Annotated in this window: 20 protein-coding genes; 7 read left to right on the top strand and 13 right to left on the bottom strand. The window is 65.3% G+C overall.

Annotated elements, in window-relative coordinates:
• Positions 1-48: 48 nt before the first annotated feature.
• The 3 genes from K408_RS0126735 to K408_RS41275 form a co-directional block, all read right to left on the bottom strand.
• Positions 49-1,497: a cell wall hydrolase gene (locus K408_RS0126735; protein ID WP_024341531.1), complete on the bottom strand. Its 1,449-nt coding sequence runs from the start codon at positions 1,495-1,497 to the stop codon at positions 49-51.
• A 568-nt stretch (positions 1,498-2,065) separates the two neighbouring features.
• Positions 2,066-4,990 carry a pyruvate, phosphate dikinase gene (ppdK, locus tag K408_RS0126725; protein ID WP_024341530.1) on the bottom strand — a complete coding sequence of 975 codons (2,925 nt, stop codon included), beginning with the start codon at positions 4,988-4,990 and terminating at the stop codon, positions 2,066-2,068.
• 96 nt (positions 4,991-5,086) lie between these two features.
• A complete protein-coding gene (locus K408_RS41275) occupies positions 5,087-5,242 on the bottom strand; it encodes a DUF3096 domain-containing protein (protein WP_008562090.1) in 156 nt (51 codons plus the stop codon).
• Between the two features lie 227 nt (positions 5,243-5,469).
• On the opposite strand from K408_RS41275, the gene K408_RS0126715 reads away from it, so the two are divergent.
• On the top strand, positions 5,470-5,823 hold the full coding sequence (locus K408_RS0126715) for a DUF1236 domain-containing protein (protein ID WP_024341529.1): 354 nt from the start codon (positions 5,470-5,472) through the stop codon (positions 5,821-5,823).
• A gap of 190 nt (positions 5,824-6,013) precedes the next feature.
• Here K408_RS0126715 and glyS read toward each other — a convergent pair whose 3' ends face one another.
• The 6 genes from glyS to K408_RS0126685 all read right to left on the bottom strand — a co-directional run bounded on the left by glyS (position 6,014) and on the right by K408_RS0126685 (position 11,639).
• Positions 6,014-8,113, bottom strand: coding sequence for a glycine--tRNA ligase subunit beta (glyS, locus tag K408_RS0126710; RefSeq protein ID WP_024341528.1), 2,100 nt, complete (start codon positions 8,111-8,113; stop codon positions 6,014-6,016).
• Positions 8,113-9,048: a glycine--tRNA ligase subunit alpha gene (locus K408_RS0126705; RefSeq protein ID WP_024341527.1), complete on the bottom strand. Its 936-nt coding sequence runs from the start codon at positions 9,046-9,048 to the stop codon at positions 8,113-8,115. The genes glyS and K408_RS0126705 overlap by 1 nt, the downstream gene beginning before the upstream one ends.
• Before the next feature lie 188 nt (positions 9,049-9,236).
• Positions 9,237-9,428, bottom strand: coding sequence for a hypothetical protein (locus K408_RS0126700; protein ID WP_024341526.1), 192 nt, complete (start codon positions 9,426-9,428; stop codon positions 9,237-9,239).
• Between the two features lie 104 nt (positions 9,429-9,532).
• A complete protein-coding gene (locus K408_RS0126695; protein WP_024341525.1) occupies positions 9,533-10,441 on the bottom strand; it encodes a S49 family peptidase in 909 nt (302 codons plus the stop codon).
• A gap of 150 nt (positions 10,442-10,591) precedes the next feature.
• Complete coding sequence (locus K408_RS38785) at positions 10,592-11,419, bottom strand: tRNA1(Val) (adenine(37)-N6)-methyltransferase (RefSeq protein WP_024341524.1); 828 nt, start codon at positions 11,417-11,419, stop codon at positions 10,592-10,594.
• On the bottom strand, positions 11,412-11,639 hold the full coding sequence (locus K408_RS0126685) for a putative signal transducing protein (protein WP_024341523.1): 228 nt from the start codon (positions 11,637-11,639) through the stop codon (positions 11,412-11,414). The genes K408_RS38785 and K408_RS0126685 overlap by 8 nt, the downstream gene beginning before the upstream one ends.
• Positions 11,640-11,768: 129 nt before the next feature.
• Between K408_RS0126685 and K408_RS0126680 the strand changes: the two genes are divergently transcribed.
• The 5 genes from K408_RS0126680 (at position 11,769) to K408_RS0126650 (ending at position 16,497) form a co-directional block, all read left to right on the top strand.
• Positions 11,769-12,776 carry a polyprenyl synthetase family protein gene (locus K408_RS0126680; protein ID WP_024341522.1) on the top strand — a complete coding sequence of 336 codons (1,008 nt, stop codon included), beginning with the start codon at positions 11,769-11,771 and terminating at the stop codon, positions 12,774-12,776.
• Between the two features lie 393 nt (positions 12,777-13,169).
• Positions 13,170-13,685, top strand: a complete 516-nt coding sequence (locus K408_RS0126665) for a winged helix-turn-helix transcriptional regulator (protein ID WP_024341521.1) — start codon at positions 13,170-13,172, stop codon at positions 13,683-13,685.
• A gap of 1 nt (position 13,686) precedes the next feature.
• On the top strand, positions 13,687-14,949 hold the full coding sequence (gene fabF / locus K408_RS0126660) for a beta-ketoacyl-ACP synthase II (protein WP_024341520.1): 1,263 nt from the start codon (positions 13,687-13,689) through the stop codon (positions 14,947-14,949).
• Positions 14,950-14,993: 44 nt separating this feature from the next.
• Positions 14,994-15,626, top strand: coding sequence for a LysE family translocator (locus tag K408_RS0126655; RefSeq protein WP_024341519.1), 633 nt, complete (start codon positions 14,994-14,996; stop codon positions 15,624-15,626).
• Complete coding sequence (locus K408_RS0126650) at positions 15,619-16,497, top strand: alpha/beta fold hydrolase (protein ID WP_024341518.1); 879 nt, start codon at positions 15,619-15,621, stop codon at positions 16,495-16,497. Before K408_RS0126655 ends, K408_RS0126650 begins: the two co-directional genes overlap by 8 nt.
• A 111-nt stretch (positions 16,498-16,608) precedes the next feature.
• On the opposite strand, the gene K408_RS0126645 is transcribed toward K408_RS0126650, so the two are convergent.
• The 3 genes from K408_RS0126645 to K408_RS0126635 all read right to left on the bottom strand — a co-directional run bounded on the left by K408_RS0126645 (position 16,609) and on the right by K408_RS0126635 (position 21,342).
• A complete protein-coding gene (locus K408_RS0126645) occupies positions 16,609-17,493 on the bottom strand; it encodes a 4-(cytidine 5'-diphospho)-2-C-methyl-D-erythritol kinase (protein WP_024341517.1) in 885 nt (294 codons plus the stop codon).
• A gap of 103 nt (positions 17,494-17,596) precedes the next feature.
• On the bottom strand, positions 17,597-19,393 hold the full coding sequence (locus K408_RS0126640; protein WP_024341516.1) for a tetratricopeptide repeat protein: 1,797 nt from the start codon (positions 19,391-19,393) through the stop codon (positions 17,597-17,599).
• Positions 19,394-19,680: 287 nt separating this feature from the next.
• Positions 19,681-21,342, bottom strand: coding sequence for an electron transfer flavoprotein-ubiquinone oxidoreductase (locus K408_RS0126635; protein WP_024341515.1), 1,662 nt, complete (start codon positions 21,340-21,342; stop codon positions 19,681-19,683).
• Between the two features lie 135 nt (positions 21,343-21,477).
• On the opposite strand from K408_RS0126635, the gene K408_RS0126630 reads away from it, so the two are divergent.
• Positions 21,478-22,293 (top strand): uracil-DNA glycosylase, encoded by an 816-nt coding sequence (locus K408_RS0126630; protein ID WP_024341514.1) that lies wholly within the window; start codon positions 21,478-21,480, stop codon positions 22,291-22,293.
• 11 nt (positions 22,294-22,304) lie between these two features.
• On the opposite strand, the gene K408_RS0126625 is transcribed toward K408_RS0126630, so the two are convergent.
• Entirely contained in the window at positions 22,305-23,813 is a 1,509-nt protein-coding gene (locus K408_RS0126625) for a glycosyltransferase family 39 protein (RefSeq protein WP_024341513.1), read from the bottom strand.
• Between the last annotated feature and the right edge of the window lie 69 nt (positions 23,814-23,882).

Here is a 23,882-nt window from a genome sequence, read left to right as displayed (position 1 = left end):
GCAACGCGGCCGCGCTTGTCCCGGACAGCACGGTCTTTCCTGAAGGCGCTACCGCCGTTCGCCCAGCTCTGCGGAGCTCTTGGCTTCCTGCACGAGTTCGGCGGACAGCGCGGCGGTCTGTGCCTGGGTGCCCCAGCTCGGTTCCTCGCTGCCGTCGCCCCAATTGCGCGGCCGATAGAAGGTGTGAACGCCGGTCTTGTACAACTTCTTCATCTCGGCAACCCAGGAGGGTCGCACCCAATAGGCATGATAGTGCGTGGACTTGCCGACCTCGGGCAGCCAGATCTGGCCATCGAGCATGGCCTTCGCGATCCTCTTGGCACGCTCCCACATCTCGGGTTCGCGGATCACGTCCGGGTTCTTGTCGCAGGCGAAGGTGAACTGGCAGGCGAGATGGCGGTGCTTGTTCTGATAGACCGCTCCGCACACGGTTTCCGGATATTTTCCGGAGAATACGCGGTTCATCACGACCTGCGCCACCGCGATCTGGCCGCGCACCGCCTCGCCGCGCGCTTCGAAATAGACGGCTTCGGCGAGACATTTTTCCGATTTGGCGCGCGACTTGTCGTCGAGCCCGAGCCGCTCCGCGGGCGACCTGGCGCGCTGGTTGTCGCCGTTGACCTCGCCTTTCGCGGCCACGCTCTCGCCGCTGTCGATGTTCCCGGCGATGTCCGCCGTCGGCGGAGTCAGCGCGGCGGTCACCTTCATGTCGGGGTCGGGCATCACGATCAGCGGCTCGGCGCCCGGCTGCCAGCTCTCCATGGTCTCGGGATTGCCGCCGAGCGAGGAGCTGGCGAAGAACAGGGTCGACGTCTTGACGCTGAAGGGATCGGGCGCCGGTGCAGGCGGAACGGAGGCGCCCTTCAACGTCTCCAGCGGTGCGGTCGCGAGCGTGCGCGAAGCATCGCTGGCCTGCGGCGAATTGGAATATTGCGGCAGCGGCGGCGCGCGCAGTGCTTCCTGGAGCTCGGGATCGAGTGCGGCCGCGGACTCCGGCGACATCGGGTGAGGCAATGCGGCGGTCTTGGCGCCGAACACCGAGCTGTTCGATGTCGCGGGATCTTCCTGCGCCGGAGCCGCAGCCGGTGCGACCGTCTCCGGAGCCTGCGTAGGCGCGACGATTGCGAGGCGATCACCCTTCAGGGAGCGATCGACCGTGGGGAAGTCGGAAGCCTGATAGCGCGGCGGCGCCTGAAGCGCAGGATTGCGACTGATCGCACCCGTGACGTCGCGGCCATCGATGCTTGCGAGACGAACCATCGCGCTCTGCGGAACCGACGTGCCGATGGGGCGGGCAAAACTGTAGGTGGCGAGCTGGATCGAGGACGCGGCGGAGAACACCTGCTTCTGCCAGCGCTCGGCGACGCCGGGTTGGCGCGCCAGAAGCGAGGCAATGTCCTGATAGCCGGTCTCTCTCGGCATCAATGCGAAGATGCAGAGACCGATGCCGAAGGACGCGAACCGCGCGCCCTTCGGATGGTTACGCAACACTGACATCGATACGCTCACGCTACGCTTACGCTGGTCCGATCGAACTCAGTACATCCGTGCAATTCGATCTTTATCGTAAGTATCTAATTTAGGTTGCCGGGGCGTTAATCCGCGTGGCCCGTGCGGCACACTCAAGCGAGCACAGGTGATTTCACCGGGTGATGCTGCGCCGTGGTAAACGCCGCATCATTCGAAGCGGTAAACAAGCGGTCAACGCGGATGGTGAAGGAACCCTTACGCATGCCTATCAAGAAGGGACGCGCGATGAGATAGCGCCTTACGCCAAGTTGCTTCCGTCATGCGCTGAGAAAGCGGGCATCCCGTGGGCCGCAGCTTCTCGATTCATCGACGTCGTCTCGGCATACCGCATCGCCGCGGCAAGCCGGGCGATGAAGGAGTGTGCATCGAGTACATGCCGCAATCTCGTCATTGCGAGCGCAGCGAAGCAATCCAGAGCCTTTCCGCTGAGGCAGTCTGGATTGGTTCGTCGCAGGGCCCCTCGCAGGAAAGAGCGCCGCGTAAAATGAGAGAGGCGGGGTTTCGCCCCGCCTCTCTCGCGTCAATCTGCGCTTTGCTACGCCTGGCTTGCGATCGCCTTGCCGAGGGCGGCTTGCGCGGCGGCGAGGCGGGCGATCGGCACCCGGTAGGGCGAGCAGGACACGTAGTTGAGGCCGATGTGGTGGCAGAAGGCGACGGAGGCGGGGTCGCCGCCGTGCTCGCCGCAGATGCCGACCTTGAGCGAGGCACGGGTCTTGCGGCCGCGCGCGACGCCGATCTTGACGAGCTCGCCGACACCTTCCTGATCCAGGGAGATGAAAGGATCGACCGAGAGGATGCCCTTCGCCACGTAGGGGCCGAGGAAGCTCGCCGCGTCGTCGCGGCTGATGCCGTAGGTGGTCTGCGTCAGGTCGTTGGTGCCGAACGAGAAGAACTCGGCCGACTCTGCGATCTCGCCCGCGAGCAGGCAGGCGCGCGGCAGCTCGATCATGGTGCCGACCTGATAGGCCAGCTTGGTGTTGGTCTCGCGCATCACTGCCTGGGCGGTGGAATCGATCCTCGCCTTGACGAGATCGAGCTCCGCCTTGGTCGCGATCAGCGGCACCATCACCTCGAGGCCGACGGCCTTGCCGGTACGCTTCTCGGCCTCGACCGCGGCTTCGAAGATCGCGCGGGCCTGCATCTCCGCGATCTCGGGGTAGGCGATCGCGATGCGGCAGCCGCGGAAACCGAGCATCGGGTTGAACTCCGAGAGCTCGCGGGCGCGGTCGGCCAGGCGCCGCGGGTCGGTGTTCATGGCGCGCGCCACTTCCTCGACTTCGGCATGGGTGTGGGGCAGGAACTCGTGCAGCGGCGGGTCGAGCAGACGGATCGTGACGGGCAGACCCTTCATGATCTCGAACAGCTCGACGAAGTCGGCGCGCTGCATCGGCAGCAGCTTTGCGAGCGCGGCCCGGCGCGACTGCTCGTCCTCGGAGAGGATCATCTCGCGCACGGTGCGGATGCGCGTCTCCTCGAAGAACATGTGCTCGGTGCGGCAGAGGCCTATGCCCTCGGCGCCGAACTTGATCGCGGTGCGCGCGTCATCGGGTGTATCGCCGTTGACGCGCACGCCGATCTTGCGGACCTGGTCGGCCCAGTTCATCAGCGTACCGAACTCGCCGGACAGCTCCGGCTCGATCATCGGCATGCGGCCGGCGAGCACCTGGCCGAGCGAGCCGTCGATGGTGATGACGTCGCCGGTCTTGAAGGTGCGCGAGCCGATGCTCATGGTGCCGCGTCCGTAATCGACGCGGATGGTGCCGCAGCCGGAGACGCAGGGCTTGCCCATGCCGCGCGCGACCACCGCCGCATGCGAGGTCATGCCGCCGCGGGTGGTCAGAATGCCTTCGGCGGCATGCATGCCGTGGATGTCTTCCGGGCTGGTCTCAATCCGGACCAGAATGACCTTGCGCCCGTCGCCCTGGAGCTTGGCGGCCTCGTCCGAGGAGAACACGATCTCGCCGGAGGCCGCGCCCGGTGAAGCCGGAAGGCCGGTCGCGATCACGTCGCGCTTGGCGTTGGGATCGATGGTCGGATGCAGGAGCTGGTCGAGCGAAGCCGGATCGATGCGGGTGACCGCTTCCTTCTTGGAGATCAGGCCTTCGTTGGCGAGTTCGACCGCGATACGCAGCGCCGCCTTGGCGGTGCGCTTTCCGCCGCGGGTCTGGAGCATCCAGAGCTTACCCTGCTCGACCGTGAACTCCATGTCCTGCATGTCGCGGTAGTGCTTCTCGAGCAGCGTGTAGATTCGCGTCAGCTCCTTGAAGGCCTCCGGCATCGCCGATTCCATCGAGGCCTTGTCGGAGCCCGATTCCCTCCGCGCTTCCTCGGTGATGTCCTGCGGCGTGCGGATGCCCGCAACCACGTCTTCGCCCTGCGCGTTGATCAGGAACTCGCCGTAGAGCTTGCTCTCGCCGGTCGAGGGGTTGCGCGTGAAGGCGACGCCGGTGGCCGAGGTCTCGCCCATGTTGCCGAACACCATGGCCTGCACGTTAACAGCGGTGCCCCAGGATTCCGGAATGTCGTGCAGCTTGCGATAGGTCACCGCGCGCGCGTTCATCCAGGATGAGAACACCGCGCCGATCGCGCCCCAGAGCTGGTCGTGCGGATCCTGCGGAAACTCCTTGCCGGTCTCGCGCGCCACCGCATCCTTGTACTTGCCGACCAGTTCGACCCAGTCGTCGGCCGACAGATCGGTGTCGAGCGTGTAGCCCTGGCTGTCCTTGAAGGTGTCGAGGATTTCCTCGAAATGATGATGCTCGAAGCCGAGCACCACGTCCGAGTACATCGTGATGAAACGGCGATAGCTGTCATAGGCGAAGCGGCGGTCGCCCGACAGCTCGGCCAGCGCTTCCACGGTCTGGTCGTTGAGGCCGAGATTGAGCACGGTGTCCATCATGCCCGGCATCGAGGCACGGGCACCGGAGCGCACGGAGACGAGCAGCGGGTTCCTGGTGTCGCCGAACACCTTGCCGGTCAACTTGCCGACATAGTCCAGCGCCTTCTCAACCTGCGGCTTCAGCTCCTTCGGATAGGTCTTGTCGTGTTCGTAAAAATAGGTGCAGACCGAGGTCGGGATGGTGAAGCCGGGAGGCACAGGCAAACCGAGATTGGCCATCTCGGCCAGATTGGCTCCCTTGCCGCCGAGCAGGTCGCGCATTTCCGAGCGGCCCTCGGCCTTGCCGTCGCCGAATGTGAACACCCATTTGCCGGCCTTGGCCGCTGCTGGCGCCTTAGCAGGCGCAGCCTTCTTCGGTGCTGGCTTTGCGGCAACCTTCGGCAGAGCCGGCTTGGTCGCGGCCTTTGCGGTGGGCTTCGCTGCCGGCTTTCCAGCGGCTTTGGCGACCGGCTTCGGCGCGCTTTTGGCCAGCGTCTTGCGGGCCGGCGGCGCGGCTTTGGCGACGGCAGAGGACTTTGATTTCGCTGGCATTTTCTTCGGCTTCGAGGCGGCTTTGGCCATAGCTTGCACACAACCTGCGAGAGGAATGGGAAATCGCGGGCCTTACACCACTTTGGGCGGGCCCGCGCAAGACGAACAGTTCCGAAAAGTGAACGCCTAGAAGCGGAGCCACTTCAGGAGCCCGAGCCCGATCGCGCCGTTGACGATGAGGAAGATCGCGACGATGAGGTTGAGCAGCCGCGGCATGATCAGGATGAGCACGCCCGCAATCAACGACAGGATCGGCGAAATGTGGGCGACGGTGATGTGCATGAACTATCTTTCTGTGGAGTTGGGGCGAATCGCGCGCGGATCATACCCGGCCGGGTTCCGGGAGTAGAGATGCGTAAGACGCGCTGCGAGTTCCCCGCGCTCACGAAAACTGCCCGAAATTGCCGCGAATACGGCAGGCCATTTGCCGGAACATTGGCTTTGGGCATGCATTGGCAACCGGTCGCGCCGCTTGCGCGTCCTACAAAACCAAGTGGAAGGAGTTGCCCATGCGGAACAGGATTCTTGCTCTTGCAGCGCTCGCGACCGCGATCGGCTCGCCCCTTGCCGCGCAGGCGCAAAGCGGAGTCACGGTCGGACGCGCACCTGCGTCGGTCGACAGCGCAGTGACGATTGCGGCCGAACAGCGGCCGGCATTCCGTGAATATGTCGTGCAACAGCGTGTGCCGCCCTTCAGCATTCCGGATCGCGTCGTGGTCGGCACCACCTTACCCGAGGCGGGCGTCACTTATTATGACGTGCCGCAACGTTTCGGGGCCACCACTTATCGCTACACCGTCGTGAACGGCGAGACCGTGCTGGTCGAACCGCGCTCGCGCCGCATCGTCGAGGTGGTGGACTGAGATCGAGTAGATGTCCGGCGCGTCGCATCAGGCTGGCGCGAGCAGTGAAGCGGGCATCCGGCCCCGCCCGGTCCTCCCCCCGCCGGGCGGGGCTTTTTTGCCACAGCCGTCATTCCGGGGCGCGCCCTTCGGGCGCCCCCGGAATGACAGCGTTGGTTGCTGCGCCAGCGCTTGATCGAAGATCGTCGCCTCAATCCTGAATCTTCGAGAAGTCCGCCACCGCACGCGTGGCGCTGCGGATTTCGTTCAGCAGCTTCAGCCGGTTCTCGCGCACCCTTGCATCGTCGTCGTTGACGCGAACCTTGTCGAAGAATGCATCGACGGGCGGGCGCAGCTCTGCCATCGCGCTCATCGCCACGGCGAAGTCTTCCCGGGCGACGGCAGCGCTGGCTTCCGCCTTCACCTCGCCGATCGCCTGCGCCAGCGCCTTCTCCTCGACAAGGCTGTAAAGCGCAGCATCCGGCGCGCCATCGAACGTGCGCTTGTCCTTCTTCTCCTCGATCGAGAGGATGTTGCTGGCGCGCTTGGTGCCGGCGAGCAGGTTCTTGCCGTCGTCGGTCTCGAGGAATTTGCCGAGCGCTTCGACCCGGCGGACGATCATCAGGAGATCATCCTGACCGCCGAGCGCAAACACGGCATCCACGAGATCGTGACGGGCACCCTGCTCGCGAAGCTGGACCTTGAGCCGGTCGGCGAAGAAAGCGAGGAGGTCGCTCGGGAGCTTCTGCGCTTCGGCCGCCTTCACCGACAGGCCGGCAAGCGCGGAGGTCGCGATCTTCAGGAGCGACAGACGCAAGTCGTTCTCGGCAATCAGCCTGATCACACCGAGCGCCGCTCTCCGCAGTGCATACGGATCCTTGCTGCCCGTCGGCTTCTCGTCGATCGCCCAGAAGCCGACCAGCGTGTCGAGCTTGTCCGCAAGCGCGACCGCGACGCTGATCGGATCGGTCGGCACGCGATCGGCAGGACCTTGCGGCTTGTAATGCTCCTCGCAGGCGACCGCGATGGAAGCCTCCTCGCCTTGCGCCAACGCGTAGTACTTGCCCATCAGCCCCTGCACCTCGGGGAATTCGCCGACGACTTCCGTCAGCAGATCCGCCTTCGCCAGATGCGCGGCACGTACCGCCTTGGCGACATCGGCGCCGACCAGCGGCGCGATCTCGGCCGCGAGTCGCTCGATGCGCTTGATGCGCTCCGCCTGCGTGCCGAGCTTCTCGTGGAACACGATCTGCTCGAACTTCGGCAGCCGCTCCTCGAGCTTGGTCTTCAGGTCGGTCTCGTAGAAGAACTTCGCATCGCTCAGCCGCGCGCGGATGACGCGCTCGTTGCCGGCGACGATGGTCTTGCCACCATCGGTGGCCTCGATGTTGGCGACCAGGATGAACTTGTTGGCGAGCTTGCCCGTCTTGGGATCGCGCACCACGAAGCACTTCTGGTTGTTGCGGATGGTGGCGCGGATCACTTCCGCCGGCGTCGCCAGGAATTCTTCTTCGAACGAGCCCATCAGCACGACCGGCCATTCGACGAGGCCGGCAACCTCGTCCAGCAGGTTCTGGTCTTCCACCAGTTCGAACCCTTGCGCGAACGCGAGCTGCTTGGCGTCGGTGAGGATCGCGTCCTTGCGCCTTTCGGGATCGAGCACGACCTTGGCGTCGAGCAGCTTGGCTTCGTAGTCCTCGAAGCGGCGCACAGAGATGGGCGCCGGCGCCAGGAAGCGGTGGCCATAAGTTGTCTGGCCGGCTTCAATGCCGTCGACCTCGAACTTCACGACATCGGGCTCTTCGGTCTCGAGCCCGAAGGTCGCGGTGATCGCGTGCAGCGGACGCACCCAGTTCAGCGAGCCCGGCTTGCCCGAGCGCGCGCCCCAGCGCATCGATTTCGGCCAGGGGAAGGTGCGAATGATCACGGGAAGGATCTCCGCGAGCACGTCGATCGCGTCGCGGCCCGGCTTCTCGATCAATCCGATGTAGAAATCACCCTTGGGGTCGCGCTGGATCTTGGCTTCGTCCAGCGACTTCAAACCGGTCGCTTTCAGAAAGCCCTGCACGGCTGCATCGGGCGCGCCGACCTTGGGTCCGCGGCGTTCGGTCTTGAGGTCCGGCTGGCGCGCGGGGATGCCGTGCACGGTGAGCGCAAGGCGGCGCGGCGTCGCGAAGGCCTTCGCGCCTTCATAGACGAGGCCTTCGGCGACGAGCTTGTCGGTGACCATGCGGCGCAGATCGTCAGCCGCCTTGCCTTGCATGCGCGCGGGGATTTCTTCCGAGAACAGTTCAAGCAAAAGATCGGGCATCAGGCCGCTCCGCCCGCTTCAGTATGGATCCAGGCCTCGCCGCAGGCTTTTGCCAGTTCGCGCACGCGAAGAATGTAGCTTTGCCGCTCGGTCACGGAGATCACGCCGCGCGCATCGAGCAGGTTGAAGACATGGCTCGCCTTGATGCACTGGTCGTAGGCCGGCAGCGCCATCAGATGCGCCTCGCGCTTCCCATCTTTCCAGCCCGCATCGAGATATTTCCGGCAGGCCGCTTCCGCCATCTTGAACTGTTCGAACAGCATCGCGGTATCCGCGACTTCGAAATTGTGCCGCGAATATTCCTGCTCGGCCTGCAGGAAGACGTCACCATAGGTGACCTTCTGGTCCCCGTCGCGGCCGTTGAAGTTGAGATCATAGACGCGGTCGACGCCCTGCACATACATCGCGAGGCGCTCGAGACCATAGGTGAGCTCGCCCGCGACCGGTGCGCATTCGAAGCCGGCGACCTGCTGGAAATAGGTGAACTGGGAAACCTCCATGCCGTCGCACCAGCACTCCCAGCCGAGGCCCCACGCACCCAGCGTCGGGCTCTCCCAGTCATCCTCGACGAAGCGGATGTCGTGCACGGCGGAATCGATGCCGATCGCGGCCAGCGACTTCAGGTATAGCTCTTGAAGATTCGGCGGCGACGGCTTCATGATGACCTGGAATTGGTAGTAGTGCTGCATCCGGTTCGGGTTCTCGCCGTAGCGGCCGTCCTTGGGCCGCCGCGAGGGCTGAACATAGGCGGCGTTCCAGGGTTTGGGCCCGAGCGCACGCAGCGTGGTCGCCGGATGGAAGGTGCCCGCACCCATCTCCATGTCGTAGGGCTGCAGGATCACGCAGCCCTGCTCGGCCCAGAACCGCTGGAGCGCGAGGATGAAGCCCTGGAACGAGCGTTCCGGGCGCATATGGGCGGGCAATGAGGCGTCCATCGTCAGATCGGGCTCTCGCGGGGGGTTGAATCGCGCGGGACCGTATCGACGGCAAGGATGGGAATCAAGGCGAAGGGCTTAATTGACCAGTCATTCCGGGACGATGCGCAGCATCGAACCCGGAATCCGACGATCCCGGGTCCGCCCTACGGGCGACCCGGAATGACGATGCATGTGAAAGGCAGCTCCTAACCCGGCCGGTAGGCCCCCGACACGGGGTCTCGCTTCAGTGTCTTGATATCCCCCATGGGAGCGGCCTCGGTGACGCGCGACAGGCGCATCTCATCCAGCTCCTGGTTGATCTTCATGGCGGTCTTGTAGGCCCAACGGACCACGGCAAGCCCGCCCAGCACGCCCGCGAAAGCGACGAACGGCGGCATCGGTCGATCCTCGTCTAGTGCTCAGCCCCCACGCACATTGTTACCCAGATGGGCCTGCGCCGCAATTGGCCCGGCCCGGGCCAATTGGCGCGGGCGGGCTTGGCCTAGAACCCGAATTTTGCCCAGATCGCGCGCGTCTCGACTGCCGAGATCAGCTCGTCCGGCAGGCCGGCGATCGACTCCAGGGCTGAAAGCTGCCCCGCGCCAGGCGATTTCCGGCCCAAGAAGCCGGAGAGCAGCCCGGTCGGTTGCGCGATCACGGGAGTGAGAACCTTCTCGCCATAGCGGGCACGAAGAGTTGAGCGGAGATCGCCGATACCGTCTGCGAGGCCCAGCGCGATGGCGCTATCGCCGGCCCAGTATTCTCCGGTGAACAGCGTCTCGTCCGCTCCCTTCAGCCGTGCGCCGCGGCTCTCCTTCACCAGCGCAATGAAGATCTGATGGATCTCGCGCTGGATCGCTTTCAACCTGGCGACGTCGTCGGGATTCTCCGGGAGGAACGGATCGAGCATCGCCTTGTGCTCGCCTGATGTGTAGAGACGCCGCTCGATGCCGAGCCGCCTGATCGCCTCCTGAAAACCAAAACTGCCGCCGACCACGCCGATCGAGCCGAGGATCGATGAGGGATCGCAGATGATCTCATCGCCGGCACAGGCGATCATGTAACCGCCCGAGGCCGCGACGTCCTCCACGAAGACGAGCACCGGCAGCTTCTTCTCCGCTGCGAGTTGCTTGATGCGCAGATAAATCTGGCGCGACTGCACCGGCGAGCCGCCTGGAGAATTGATCACGAGCGCCACCGCCTTGGCGTGTCGATACGAAAACGCGCGCTCCAGCACTTTGGCGATGCCCGCAAGCGTCAGACCGGGGCGCAGCGGTGTCACGGCGCCGATCACGCCCGACAGCCGCACCACCGGGACCACCGCCGTGCCCGGTCGAAAGCGGGCCGGCAGATATTGCATGAGTCTGTCGGCCAGGCCGGAACTCTCACGATCGTTCAATTGCTCGGCCATGCCGTTACCTCTGATTAACCATTTCTTATCACGCGAGTGTCATTGGAAGTGCCCGGAACGTGTTTTGCAGATTTCCCGTTTGGAGGCTGCAATAGGCAGCGGAGAACATCATGAAAATCTATCTGCTGATGCTGCTGATTGGCGCGCTGTTCATGGCGATCCGCCTGACCTCCCCGCAGGAGCAACAGCCGGAATCGCTTCCCCGGTAAGCCCTCGAGGTTCCACCAGCGGCAAGGCCGCTCTCCCTTCCAAAATCTCCGTCACCTCGCTTCCGGACGAACGCGACGCGTCATTCAGCATCAGGCCCGGCAGCAGACGCGTCGGCGCACGGCCGCCCTTCACCGCACGCACCAGCACTCGGATGGCCGGCCGTTCCGCCTCGCCGTGGACCGGCAGGATCGAGAGGCTGCCGAAGCCGCGTGACAGCGCCGCCAGCACGTCCGCCAGTCCATCTGCCCGCCAGATCAGCGTCAGCACACCGTTCGAGCGCAGGACTCGACGCGCTGCGTGCACCCACGCATGCAGAGTGTCCTCCGTCGCCACATGAGCGGCGTGGCGCGCCTGATCGGGCGAGCCGCGATGCCGCGCCGGATCGTTGAAGGGCGGATTCATCAACACTGCATCGACGCTGTCGGGCGCGAGACCATTTGCCGCGAAGGCCTGCGCATCTGCCGTGACGTCGAGCACGATCGTCTCGGCGGCAATCCCGTTTGCCAGCGCGTTGCCGCGCGCAAGCTCCGCCAGCTCCGGATCGATCTCGACGAGGCTCAGCCTGATCCCTGCGGCGCGCCGGGCCAGCGCCAATCCGGCCGTGCCGACGCCGGCGCCGAGATCGACCACGCGGTCCCCCGCCCGGGCGTCGGTGGCCGCCGCAAGCAGGATGGCATCGTGCCCGGCGCGATGGCCGGACCGCTTCTGCCTGAGCCGCAATTGCCCGCCGAGAAAAGCATCCTCGGTCATGTCCGCGGCCTCAATCATCGCCGCGCAATTCGTGGCTGAGGCCGGCCTCGGTGAGGAGCTCCCTTGCCTCCAGGACATCGTCCTCGTGAACCAGGATCCGCCGCGGCAAGATGCCGAGCGAGCCCTCGATGATGCTCATGTTCTGGTCCAGCACCAGGTGATGGATGTTGGCGCCGTCGAGCAGCGCGCCGATCGCCGACACCAGCACCATGTCGTTGGTCCGAACCAGTTCACGCAAAACGCAGATCTCCTGCCTGAAAGGGGTAGGCGGCTGATGTCAATGGTTCCGAGGTCTTGCCGGGTGCGCCGCCAGTTTCTATTGTCTTTGCATCAGAATAGCCCTTCCGGGCAAATATTGGAGACCGGCGTGGCCGTCATCGTACCTTTCGAAGCTCCCGGCGCGTCGATCGAAGAGCTGGTTGCCCTTGTCGCTCCTGACATGGAGCGCGTCAACGCCACGATCCTGTCGCGGACCGGTTCGGACGTCACCATGATCCCGGAAGTCGCCAACCATCTGATCTCCTCCGGAGGCAAGCGGCTGCGGCCGATGCTGACCCTCGCCATGGCCAACCTCGCCGGCTACACCGGCGACGGCCATATCAAGCTCGCCGCTTCCGTGGAGTTCATGCATACCGCCACCCTGCTCCACGACGACGTCGTCGACGAGAGCGAGATGCGCCGCGGCAAGCTGTCGGCGCGCATGCTCTGGGGCAACGAGGCGAGCGTGCTGGTCGGCGACTTCCTGCTCGGCCAGGCATTTCGCATGATGGTCGAGGTCGGATCGCTACGCGCGCTCGACATCCTCTCCGCAGCCGCCGCCACGATCGCCGAGGGCGAGGTGATGCAGCTTGCCGCCGCCAAAAACACCGCGACCACCGAGGACGAATATCTCGCCGTGATCCGCGGCAAGACCGCTGAACTGTTCGCCGCCGCCTGCGAGGTCGGCCCCGTCATCGCCAACCGCCCGAAGGCGGAGCAGACCGCCTGCCGCTCGGTCGGCATGAATCTCGGCATCGCCTTCCAGCTCGTGGACGACGTGCTCGACTACGGGGGCAAGAGCGCCAAGCTCGGCAAGAACACCGGCGACGATTTCCGCGAGGGCAAGATCACCCTGCCGGTCGTGCTCGCCTTCCGCCGCGGCAACGACACCGAGCGCGCGTTCTGGATCCGCGCGCTGGAGCGAGGCGAGATCGGCGATACCGATCTTGACCACGCCATCGGGCTCATGAACAAGCACCGCGCGCTCGAGGACACGCTGAGCCGCGCCCAGCATTACGGCGCCATGGCGGTGGACGCGCTGGCGCTGTTCCCGTCCTCGCCGATGAAGAGCGCGCTGGAGCAGGTCGTGGCGTTCTGTTTGGCCAGGTCGCATTAGCCGACCGGGCTGACGTCCTGATTTCGCACCGTTGCCGACTCGGTCATCCCGAGGCGGGAGCAGCGCGATGCGTTGCGTCGCTGGGAGCCGCGAGCTGCAGCATGGCCGTCGCCTTCAAGGCCTTCGCTGCGCTCCGGCATCTCAGGTGACGGTGTCGGGCTGATGCCGCTGCTCCCGCCCAGTCATTGCGAGCGCAGCGAAGCCATCCAGAATCCCGCCGCGGCAACAGGCTGGATTGCTTCGCTGCGCTCGCAATGACGGCCTACGCGCGGCCATCATTTGCAGCCCGCGTCTCGAATCGCAGCCCAACCTGTGCGTCTTGCGCCCTGTCGACCTCCAGCGTCACCCGTCTAGTCACTTGCATTTTGAAAGTAACTTCCCTAACCTCCGTTCATGCAGCCCAAATCGCCCTCCATCCAGGAATGTCCCGTCGGCCGCGCCGTGGAGACGGTCGGCAAATGGTGGAGCATCCTGATCCTGCGCGATGCGATGCAGGGCGCTACCAAATTCGACGAGTTCTCGCAAAGCCTCGGCATCGCGCCGAACATCCTGTCGCGGCGCCTTGCGCATCTCACTGAGAGCGGCATGTTCACGCGCCGCCGCTATCAGGACCGACCGCCGCGCTATGAATATGTGCTGACCGACAAGGCGCGGGACTTCTTTCCCGTGATCGCGGCGTTGCTGGCCTGGGGCAACAAGCATCTCGCCCCTAAAGGCAAATCCATCCTGCTGGCGAACCGGAGTGACGCTCGCCCGGTCGATCCGGTCGTGGTCAATGCCGGCGACATGCAGCCGATCACTCTCGCCAATGCAGTCGTCATCGCAGGCCCCCGGGCCAGCCGCAAGATGCGCGCGCGGCTCGCTTCGCTCAAGGCCATGAACCCGGCCGTCGTGCCGGCTGGAGACTGAGATGCGTCGTATCGTCGTGACGGGAATGGGAGCTGTGTCGCCGCTCGGCTGCGGTGTCGAATTGTCCTGGCGACGGCTCCTCGCCGGCCAAAGCGGGCTGCGCCCGCTGCCCGAATGGGCGCAGGCACTGCCCGCGCGCATCGCGGGGCTCGTGCCAGACAGGGCCGATGACACCAAGGGCGGCTTCGACCCGGCACAGGCGGCCGCGCCGAAAGACCAGCGCAAGATGGACCGCTTCATCCTGTTCGCGCTGCTTGCCACCGCAGAGGCGGTCGCGCAGGCCGGATGGACGCCGCTGGACGCGGCGGCGCTGGAGCGGACCGCGACGATCATCGCCTCCGGCGTCGGCGGGTTCCCGGCGATCGCGGAAGCGGTGCGCATCACCGAACAGCGCGGCGCGCGCCGGCTTTCGCCATTCACGATCCCCTCGTTCCTCGCCAATCTCGCCGCCGGCCAGGTCTCGATCAAATACGGCTACAAGGGAGCGCTGGGTACGCCGGTCACCGCTTGTGCCGCCGGCGTGCAGGCGATCGGCGATGCCGCGCGCATGATCCGCGCCGGCGAAGCCGATGTCGCGATCTGCGGCGGCGCCGAGGCCTGCATCGACATCGTCAGCCTCGGCGGCTTTGCCGCGGCCCGCGCGCTGTCGAGCGGCTTTAACGACGAACCCGAACGCGCCTCGCGCCCGTTCGATCGCGACCGCGACGGCTTTGTGATGGGCGAAGGCGCCGGCATCCTGGTGATCGAGGAGCTCGAGCAGGCGCTGGCGCGTGGTGCTACACCGGTCGCCGAGCTCGTCGGTTACGGCACGACGGCGGATGCCTATCACATGACCTCGGGCCCGCCCGATGGCGAGGGCGCCCGCCGCGCCATGGAGATCGCGCTTCGACAAGCGAAGCTTGCGCCCGCGGATGTGCAGCACCTGAACGCACATGCGACCTCGACTCAAGCCGGCGACGAGAGCGAGCTTGGCGCGATCGGCGCGCTGTTCGGACGTACTCGGAGCATCGCTGTCAGCGCGACCAAATCGGCCACCGGCCATCTGCTCGGCGCCGCCGGAGGCCTGGAGGCGATCTTCACCATTCTCGCTTTGCGCGACCAGATCGCGCCGCCAACGCTCAATCTCGAGAACCCCGACGCGGGCGCGGACGGTATCGACATCGTCGCCGGCACGGCGCGGCCGAAGCCGATGGAGCATGCCATCTCCAACGGGTTCGGCTTCGGCGGCGTGAACGCCAGCGTGATCTTCCGCCGGATGGGCTAAGCGAGAGGCCTTGCAATCGCCGCTCGCTCCGCTACGAAAACAGGATGATCGAAACGAATTTCTGGCTGTTCCTGGCCACAGCCTGTCTCATTGCCGCCGTTCCCGGTCCTGGCATCTTCTACGTCGCGGCACGAACCCTGTCCGAGGGACGCGCCAGCGGCTTCGCGTCAACCGCAGGCACCGCTCTGGGCGGGCTGGTTCATGTGGTGGCGGGCAGCCTTGGCATCTCCGCGATCATCCTGGCCAGCGCGGAACTGTTCGCCGCCGTGAAATTCGTCGGGGCGCTGTATCTGGTCTGGCTCGGCATCAGGACGTATCGCAGCGCCGGCCGTGGGCTGTCGTTCGAAGGCGAGCCCGTCGGAGACAAGCGCGCGTTCCGCGACGGCGTGCTCGTCGAGGCGTTGAATCCGAAGACCGCGGCGTTCTTCCTCGCCTTCATTCCGCAATTTCTCGATCCCGCGGGAACGAATCCGGCGCTGCAGTTCATTATGCTTGGCACGATCTCGGTGACGCTGAACACGCTCGCAGACGTCGTGGTGGTAGCGATGGCCTCCGCGACACGTACGCAGCTGATCGGAAGGCCGCATCTGATGCGGCGCCTCACGCAAGGCTCCGGCGTCTTCATCGCTGGCCTCGGCCTCTCGCTCGCACTGGCGCGGCGGCCGGCCAATGGCTAGCGCCCCGCAAAGCCGCTTCTATGAATCGCACGGCCTGCGGCTGCATTATGCCGACTGGGGCAACGAGAGTGCGCCACCTCTGATCCTGGTCCATGGCGGGCGCGATCATTGCCGGAGCTGGGATCATATCGCCCGATCGTTGCAGCCGAATTTCCACGTGCTCGCACCCGACCTGCGCGGCCACGGCGATTCCGACTGGACTAGGGGCGGCAGCTACGCGCTGACAGAGTATGTCTACGATCTCGCCCAGCTCGTCCGTCATATCGCAGCACCTCAAATCACCCTCATCGGTCATTCGATGGGCGGCATGGTCAGCCTGATCTTGTCAGGATCATTCCCCGAGCTGGTCTCCAAGCTGGTCGTCCTCGACGGCGTGACCATGCTGCCGGACGCTCGGAAGCCGCCGGCGCATGAGCGCATTGGCAAATGGGTAACCCAGCTCGACAAGCTGCATGACCGCATCCCGCGCCGCTACTCGACGATCGAGGACGCCGCCGCACAGATGATGCTTCACAACAAACGGCTGTCCCGTGACCTTGCCCTGCATCTCGCAGCCCACGGCACGCGGCAGAACGAGGACGGCACCTACAGCTGGAAGTTCGATCCGTACCAGCGCGCCTCCGCGCCGCACCGGCTTTGGCCGGACGATCACATCGAGCTCTGGTCACGCATCGCCTGCCCGACGCTGCTGCTCAATGCCGGCGAGAGTTTTCTGGCGGGCGCGAAGGGGACAGGCCTGGAGCGCTATTTCCAAGATGCGCGCATCGAGACCATCGCCGGGGCCGGGCATTGGCTGCAGCATGACAAGCCGCACGAGGTGTTGGGCGAGATCCGGGACTTCCTCAAGCTCGATGAGAGCAGCGCGGGCTAGACTAGCTCAGCTCCAGCCACATCATTGCGACAGCAGCGAAGCGATCCAGACCGGCAGCCCGGACAGTTTCTGGGCTGCCTTGCTGCGCTCGCAATGACGGAGAGAGAGAATTCAGCTCAACGTCCCCGCATGCACCCACCAGCCGGAGTGATCGCGCCGGATCTTTTCCGCAGCGGCATGCGCGTCGGCCGAAGAGCCATAGATTGCAAAACACGTTGCGCCGGAACCGGACATGCGGGTGAGCTTGACGCCGGCAGAGCCGTGCAGAGCCTCCAGCACCTCGCCGATCACCGGCTCGATGCGCATGGCGGGCGCTTCCAGGTCATTGGCGACCGTTTCGAGAACTTCGACCCAATCGGCAATCGAAGCGCCCCCCTCCGGCCAGGCCGGCGCGCGGATGACGTCGGTGACGCCGACCAGGAGTTCGCCGTTGCGCAGGCCGAGGGCCTGAAACACGTCCTTGGTCGCAACCGGCACGCGCGGATTGACCATGACGCAGGGCATGCTGGGCAGCGCGAGCGGCAACAGCTGCTCGCCAACGCCGGTCATGTCGCAGGCGCGCGAGAGAAGGCAAACCGGCACGTCCGCACCGGTCGCGAGCGCAACCTTCTGAACGCGGGGATCATCGAGCGACAAATCGTTGAGGCGGGCCAGGAGGCGCAGCGCCGCGGCAGCATCGGCCGAGCCGCCACCGATCCCGGCGGCAACGGGCAGCACCTTGTCGAGCGTGAAGGCGCCCAGCTTCAGATTGGGTACGGCCTCGGCCAGAAGCCTGGCGGCCTTGAGCACGAGATTGTCGGCGGTATCGCCGCAAGCCGCAGCCAGCGGCCCGGTCGTGTTGAGCTTCAACTCGCCGCCCGGCTCCAGGGTGAGCCGGTCGGCACAGTCGGCAAAAGCAACCACGCTTTCGAGATCATGATAGCCGTCGGCGCGACGGCCCACGACGCGAAGGCTGAGATTGACCTTCGCGCGCCCCTCTTCAGTCAACGCCGGCATCGGCGACAGCCCCCACCTACTTCATTTGTCGCGCATGATCTTGCCGGCCAACCGCGACGCACTTTGCGCGAACGCGGCCCTTCGGTCCGGATCATGCGCCAGCTCAACCGCCCTTGCCGTCGTCCTTCTTCTTCTCCGCCTGCGCGGCCGAAGAGTTCGAATTGTCGTCGGGGAGACCATTGGCGATCTTGGCCTCGATCTTCGGCAGTTCTTCCGGCTCAGGCTTGAGATCGCGGGCATGCGACCACTGGAACTTGGCTTCCAGGGTGCGGCCGACGCGCCAATAGGCATCGCCGAGATGGTCGTTGATGGTGGGATCCTCGGGCTTGAGATCGATCGCGCGCTCGAGGTTCTTCACCGCTTCCTCGTAGTTGCCGATGCGGTAATAAGCCCAGCCGAGAGAGTCAACGATGTAGCCGTCGTCGGGACGCTGCTCGACGGCGCGCTTGATCATCTTCATGCCTTCGTCGAGGTTGATGCCCTGGTCGATCCAGGAATAGCCGAGATAGTTGAGGACGTGGGGTTGGTCGGGCTGGAGCTCCAGCGCCTTTTTCATGTCGGCTTCGGCCTTGGCCCACTGCTTGGATCGCTCCTGGCAGATACCGCGATAATAATACCAGACGCTGTTGGCCTTGTCGTTGCCGGGCGGCAGCACGTCGATTCCCAGCGAATAGGTCGCGCCGCAGTCGCCGAACCTCTTGCGGCCGCGCTCGATGTTGCCGAGCGCCATGATGGCTTCGAGATCCTTGGGATCCTCCGACGTGACACCTTTGAGGATCTTGATCGCCTCTTCGGTGCGGTCGGCGGAATCGAGATCGATGGCGAGCTGGATCTGTGCATTGCGCTTGAGCGGCGAGGTCGCCGGCATGCGCTCATAGACCTTGATCGCCATCTTCGGCCGCTTCACCGATTCATAGAGATCGGCGAGCGAGAGCAGCGCCAGCGGGTGGGTTGGCTGCAGGTAGAGCGAGAGCTGAAGATAAACCAGCGCCAGATCCTCGCCGCCGCGGCGGGTCAGCGTGGCGCCGATCCCGTAGAGCGCTTCGGCCGCGCCCGCCTGCGCGGAATCGACCAGCGGCGGCATCTTCTTGCCGGCCTTGGTCTCGCGCAGGCCTTCCTGGATCAAAGGATGGCGCGCGAGCTTCTTGTCGAAGGCCTGATAGACGGCGGTGGCCGCGGCGGATTCCTTGTGGCGCGATAGCCAGCGCGCATAGGCCTCGGTCACGCGCAGCATTGAGTCGTCGAGCTTGTAGGCGCGCTCGAACCGGGTGCCGGCATCCTTCTCCTTGCCCGAGAGCTCCAGGATCATGCCGGCATGGAGGTCCTTGAACAGCGGATACCATTCCGGTCCTGCCAGCTTGTCGATGGTGGCGACACCACCCTTGGCATCGCCCGCACCATAAGCGGCCCAGCCGGACAGCAGCGTGGCGACAAGATCGGTGATCGGGCCGCGGATCGACTGGTTGATGTTGGTCTGCGCGGCCGCGTACTTCTTCAGCTTGAGATCATGCACGCCGACGACGAGACGCGCGACGCGGTTGGTCCTGTCGATGGTGAGGATGCGTTCGGCCAGCTTGACCGCCTCCTCGATGTCGCCGTCGGCGACCGAAGAGATGAAGGCACGGTCGAGCAATTCATTGTTCTTCGGATCGGTGCGCAGCGCCGAGCGGTAGAATGCGGCGGCCGAGGCGGCATCGCGCTCGACGCTGGCATGGCGGGCGGCGAGATAGCTGCCGGCGCCGGTGAGCGACTTCAGATCGTTTCGTGTCGGAAACTGTGCCGCCGTGTTCTCCGGATGATCCGGCGTCTGCGCCAGGCCCGCGCCGGGGAGCGTCGCGATCGCGGTGCCCATGAGAGCGATGGCGGCAACAGTCCAGCGGTTGAAACGATTTGAAAACATCAGGGCTCGCCTTGAGTTGGTAGTGCCTGGATTTGCAACAGAAGGCCGTATCGCATGCAAACGCGGCCGGTAGCATTGGGACCCGGAACCGTCAGGCCGACAATGCCGCTTTTGGCGCTTCGCCGCAAGGATTCGGACCGGCGTTCCCGCCGCATACCCAAATCGGCCAAGCGAATCCGCCAAGAGCGCCCCAAGACGCCGTTACTGTGGCCTTATCGTGGCCGCGGCGGGTAGCCGCAGCCGGGTCCTCACGCGAACGTGCGCCAGGTCACCTTGTTCACCTGGGCTTACATCGCCTCGTAATTCGGACCCCCGCCGCCCTCCGGGGGAACCCAGGTAATGTTGCCGTTGGGATCCTTCACGTCGCAGGTTTTGCAGTGGACGCAATTCTGGGCGTTGATCTGGAAGCGCGGGCCGGACCCTTCCTCGATCCACTCATAGACGCCGGCCGGGCAATAGCGGTTCGAGGGCCCGGCGTAGACGTCGTGCTCCGAGGTCTTCTGGAGGTTCATGTCGGCGACCTTCAGATGGACCGGCTGGTCCTCCTCGTGATTGGTGTTGGACAGGAACACCGAGGACAGCTTGTCGAAAGTGATCTTGCCGTCGGGCTTCGGGTAGTTCTTGGGCGCGTGCTGCTTGGCCGGATCGAGCGTGGCGCGATCATGCTTGAGATGGGACTGCGTGCCGAACAGCGAAGCGCCGAACAGCGTGTTGCACCACATGTCGAAGCCGCCGAGCGCGACGCCGAGCACGGTGCCGAACTTCGACCACAGCGGCTTGACGTTGCGGACCAGGAACAGATCCTTGCCCACGGAGGACGAACGCCACGCATTCTCGTACTCGACGATTTCGTCGTTGGCGCGCTCGGCCGCGAGCGCACCGGCGACGTGTTCCGCGGCGAGCATGCCGGTGCCCATTGCATTGTGCACACCCTTGATGCGCGGCACATTGACGAAGCCGGCCGCGCAGCCGATCAGCGCACCGCCGGGGAAGCTGAGCTTCGGCACCGACTGATAGCCGCCCTCGGTGATCGCGCGGGCGCCGTAAGCGAGCCGCTTGGCGCCTTCGAAGGTGCCGCGGATCGAGGGATGGGTCTTGAAGCGCTGAAACTCGTCGAACGGCGACAGATAGGGATCGTCGTAGTTGAGATGCACGACGAAGCCGACGGCGACGAGATTGTCGTCGTAGTGATAGAGGAACGAGCCGCCGCCCGTCTTCATGTCGAGCGGCCAGCCGAAGGAATGCTGGATCATTCCCTTCTGGTGCTTGGCGGGATCGATCTGCCAGACCTCCTTGAGGCCGATGCCGAACTTCGGCGGCTCGCTCTTGGCATCGAGCGCAAACTTGTTGATGAGCTGCTTGGTCAGGCTTCCGCGGGCGCCTTCGGCGAACAGCGTATACTTGCCGAGCAATTCCATGCCGCGGGTGAAGGAGTCCTTCGGCTTGCCGTCGCGACCGACGCCCATGTCGCCGGTGGCGATGCCCTTGACTTTGCCCTCCTCGTCATAGAGCACCTCGGCGGCGGCAAAGCCGGGATAGATCTCAACCCCCAGCGCCTCGGCCCTGCGCGCCAGCCAGCGGCAGACATTGCCGAGCGAGCCGATGTAGCAGTGATGATTGTTCATCAGCGGCGGCATCATGAAGTTCGGCAGCTTGATCGCACCGCCTGCCGTCATCCAGTAGAAGCGGTCGTCCTTCACCTGAGTCTTGAGCGGACAGTCCGAATCCTCGCGCCAGTCCGGGATCAGCTTGTCGAGCCCGGCCGGATCGATGACGGCGCCCGAGAGAATGTGCGCGCCGACCTCGGAGCCCTTCTCCACCACGACGACGTTGAGATCGGCATTGAGCTGCTTCAGCCGGATCGCGGCCGACAGACCCGAGGGGCCGGCGCCGACGATGACGACGTCGAATTCCATGGATTCGCGCGGGGGAAGTTCTTCGATGCTCATCTGATCTCAGCCCTTGAGACGGTCCTCGGTCGTTAGCGCCTCCTTGTTTCCGATTTTTCCGGGTAGGACAACCTCGGAAATGCATTCCGCTGGGATGCAAGGCCGCCCAAGGTGGTATAAAAGTCAGACTTTCCCATGATCCCCGAGCCCGCACCCACCGTCCGAGAGCTTCTCGCCTTCTATCTGGAGGCCGGGGTCGACTGCGCGCTCGCGGAGGAACCGATCGACCGCCTGGCGGAATTGGACGTCCCGCCGCCGGCTCCACGTGCCGCACCTCCGGTCGAAGCGCCGCGGCCGGTCGTCGCGCCCGCAGTGATGCGGGGCGAAGCTGCCCCTGCACCGGACGTCGCGATCGCGTCCGCTCGCGAGGCCGCGCGCACTGCGCCGACACTGGAGGCGTTGCGCGAGCTGATGCAGGGCTTTGAAGGCTGTGCGCTGAAGCACACGGCGACGCGGCTGGTGTTCGCCGACGGCAATCCGCAGGCGCGCATCATGTTCGTCGGCGAAGCTCCGGGGCGCGACGAGGACATCGAAGGGCTCCCCTTCGTCGGACGCAGCGGCAAGCTGCTCGACCTCATGATCGGCGCGATCGGGCTAAACCGCACCACCGCCTACATCGCCAACGTCATTCCGTGGCGGCCGCCCGGCAACCGCACGCCGACGCCGCAGGAGACGCAAATCTGCCTGCCCTTCATCAAGCGCCACATCGAGCTCGTGAACCCCGACGTGCTGGTGACGCTCGGCAATCCCTCGACGCAGACGCTGCTCGGAACGCGCGAGGGCATCATGCGCACCCGCGGTCGTTGGTTCGACTACGACACAGGTGGCCGCACCATCCGCGCGCTGCCGACGTTCCACCCGGCGTATCTGTTGCGCTCGCCATCGTACAAGCGGCTCGCCTGGCAGGATCTGCGCGCGATCGCGAAGGTGCTGGCCCAAGGGGCCGTGTAACTACTGCAGGCCTACGTCCCCTTCGGCCGCACGATGGCCCAGCCGATGCGCAGCAGCTGCTGGCGGCCGGTGACCAGCCATTCGAAGGCGCGCGGCACTTCCGGCACGATGTCCGGGAATCGTTTGAGAATGTCCGGCGGCGGCGTGCCGGCGGTGTCGGAAGCGCGCCAGACCACGACGCCGCCGGTCTCGCTGAATTTGGTCTGATTCATCCACGGCGTGCGCGCAGGGTCGGCGTCGATGAAGAGGTGCGGCCGGCCGGAATGCAGCGCGATCAGGCTGGCAAGCTGGGTTTCGCCGGCGACGGCGCGCAGGCGATGGTTGGTGCGGCGGGCAAAGCTCTCATCGAAGAAGTCCGAGATCGCCCGCGCTGGCATCGAGGTCGCAATCTCGTTGGCGCCCGTCCAGGGCAAGAACAGGACGGCGAGCACCACGCCGGCGGCGGGCGCCACGACGGCCGCAGTCCATACCGTGCGCAGCATCCGTGTGCGGCGCATGGCGATGAGATCTCCGGCCGTAACGACCACGGCAAGTCCGGACATGATCAGCACGACACCGGGCCCGCCGACGACGGCGTCGATCCCTAGCAGGCCCGAGATCAGCACGGCTCCGAGCGGCGTAGCCAGCGCGAAGTAAAAGACGAAGCTGCGCGCAAGCGGCTCGACCGGCGGGCGGTAGATGATCGGCGGCTCCTCGCCCTTGCCGGCGAACAGGCCGGTGTTGAGGAAGGTCAGCGCCGGGATGGCGGCCGCCCCGAGCGCCAGCCCTCCCAGCAGCCAGGCCGCGTGCAGCGCGCGGGCTTTTAGCTCCGATACTTGCGGCAGTGCCGGCATGGTCAATGTCTCGGCACGCACCAGCCACACCGCATAGGGCAGTGCCAGCACCGCGACAACGATCAGCGCAAACAGCGGATCGAGCCCGCGCAGCGTTCGGCGGCCCCCGGCGGTCGAGAGCGCGAAGACGACGATCAGCAGGAGGAGAAAGATCGCCGCAGGTGTGGTCAGCAGCAACAGCCCCGCTTCGATCGACCAGGCGAACCAGGCATTGCCGCGACGTTGACCGATGATCTGCCACGAGTGCAGCAGCAACAGCGCCCAGAGCGGCCGCGCCAGCACCAAAGGGCCGAAGTCGAGCGCAGGCGAGGAGAAGGCCAGCACCGTCATGGTCAGCAGCACGGCGAGCACCGCCTGCTGCGAACCGACCACGGCGCGTGAGAGATGATAGAGTGCGATGAAGGTCGCGATCTCGCAGAGCTGGGCGAGCACATAGACGCCGAACATGTGGCCGCCGGCGGCGCGATAGGCGATGTCAGCGAGCCAGACCGGCAGCGGCGGGCCGAGATCGGTGCCGACCTGGTATTCCCTGCCGAATGCCAGGAGGGTCGCGAGGTTGCCGGGCGGGCTGCGATAGAACACCAGCGCCACAAACAGCCACATCGCGGCCTGCAGCAGCACGGCGATCCAGACGATCAGCCGCGGCCGGGCGCGAATGAGCTCGATGACCAGGGAGGTAAACCGCATGCAACGTCCGAAAGATGCAGCCAGTCCAGCCGGCCCTATTCGCTCACATCTGTTTTGATAAAGGGCGTC

It is taken from the genome of Bradyrhizobium sp. in8p8 (assembly GCF_000426845.1).
Classification (GTDB): Bacteria; Pseudomonadota; Alphaproteobacteria; order Rhizobiales; family Xanthobacteraceae; genus Bradyrhizobium; species Bradyrhizobium japonicum_C.
The sequence above is the reverse complement of the archived record's forward strand: the minus strand, read 5'-3'. Positions and strand labels throughout refer to the sequence as shown.

Excerpts from the sequence above, each read along its gene's own strand:
- K408_RS0126735 (WP_024341531.1), bottom strand. The coding sequence starts at position 1,497 with ATGTCAGTGTTGCGTAACCATCCGAAGGGCGCGCGGTTCGCGTCCTTC.
- ppdK (WP_024341530.1), bottom strand. The coding sequence starts at position 4,990 with ATGGCCAAAGCCGCCTCGAAGCCGAAGAAAATGCCAGCGAAATCAAAG.
- K408_RS41275 (WP_008562090.1), bottom strand. The coding sequence starts at position 5,242 with ATGCACATCACCGTCGCCCACATTTCGCCGATCCTGTCGTTGATTGCG.
- K408_RS0126715 (WP_024341529.1), top strand. The coding sequence starts at position 5,470 with ATGCGGAACAGGATTCTTGCTCTTGCAGCGCTCGCGACCGCGATCGGC.
- glyS (WP_024341528.1), bottom strand. The coding sequence starts at position 8,113 with ATGCCCGATCTTTTGCTTGAACTGTTCTCGGAAGAAATCCCCGCGCGC.
- K408_RS0126705 (WP_024341527.1), bottom strand. The coding sequence starts at position 9,048 with ATGGACGCCTCATTGCCCGCCCATATGCGCCCGGAACGCTCGTTCCAG.
- K408_RS0126700 (WP_024341526.1), bottom strand. The coding sequence starts at position 9,428 with ATGCCGCCGTTCGTCGCTTTCGCGGGCGTGCTGGGCGGGCTTGCCGTG.
- K408_RS0126695 (WP_024341525.1), bottom strand. The coding sequence starts at position 10,441 with ATGGCCGAGCAATTGAACGATCGTGAGAGTTCCGGCCTGGCCGACAGA.
- K408_RS38785 (WP_024341524.1), bottom strand. The coding sequence starts at position 11,419 with ATGATTGAGGCCGCGGACATGACCGAGGATGCTTTTCTCGGCGGGCAA.
- K408_RS0126665 (WP_024341521.1), top strand. The coding sequence starts at position 13,170 with ATGCAGCCCAAATCGCCCTCCATCCAGGAATGTCCCGTCGGCCGCGCC.
- fabF (WP_024341520.1), top strand. The coding sequence starts at position 13,687 with ATGCGTCGTATCGTCGTGACGGGAATGGGAGCTGTGTCGCCGCTCGGC.
- K408_RS0126655 (WP_024341519.1), top strand. The coding sequence starts at position 14,994 with ATGATCGAAACGAATTTCTGGCTGTTCCTGGCCACAGCCTGTCTCATT.
- K408_RS0126650 (WP_024341518.1), top strand. The coding sequence starts at position 15,619 with ATGGCTAGCGCCCCGCAAAGCCGCTTCTATGAATCGCACGGCCTGCGG.
- K408_RS0126645 (WP_024341517.1), bottom strand. The coding sequence starts at position 17,493 with ATGCCGGCGTTGACTGAAGAGGGGCGCGCGAAGGTCAATCTCAGCCTT.
- K408_RS0126640 (WP_024341516.1), bottom strand. The coding sequence starts at position 19,393 with ATGTTTTCAAATCGTTTCAACCGCTGGACTGTTGCCGCCATCGCTCTC.
- K408_RS0126635 (WP_024341515.1), bottom strand. The coding sequence starts at position 21,342 with ATGAGCATCGAAGAACTTCCCCCGCGCGAATCCATGGAATTCGACGTC.
- K408_RS0126630 (WP_024341514.1), top strand. The coding sequence starts at position 21,478 with ATGATCCCCGAGCCCGCACCCACCGTCCGAGAGCTTCTCGCCTTCTAT.
- K408_RS0126625 (WP_024341513.1), bottom strand. The coding sequence starts at position 23,813 with ATGCGGTTTACCTCCCTGGTCATCGAGCTCATTCGCGCCCGGCCGCGG.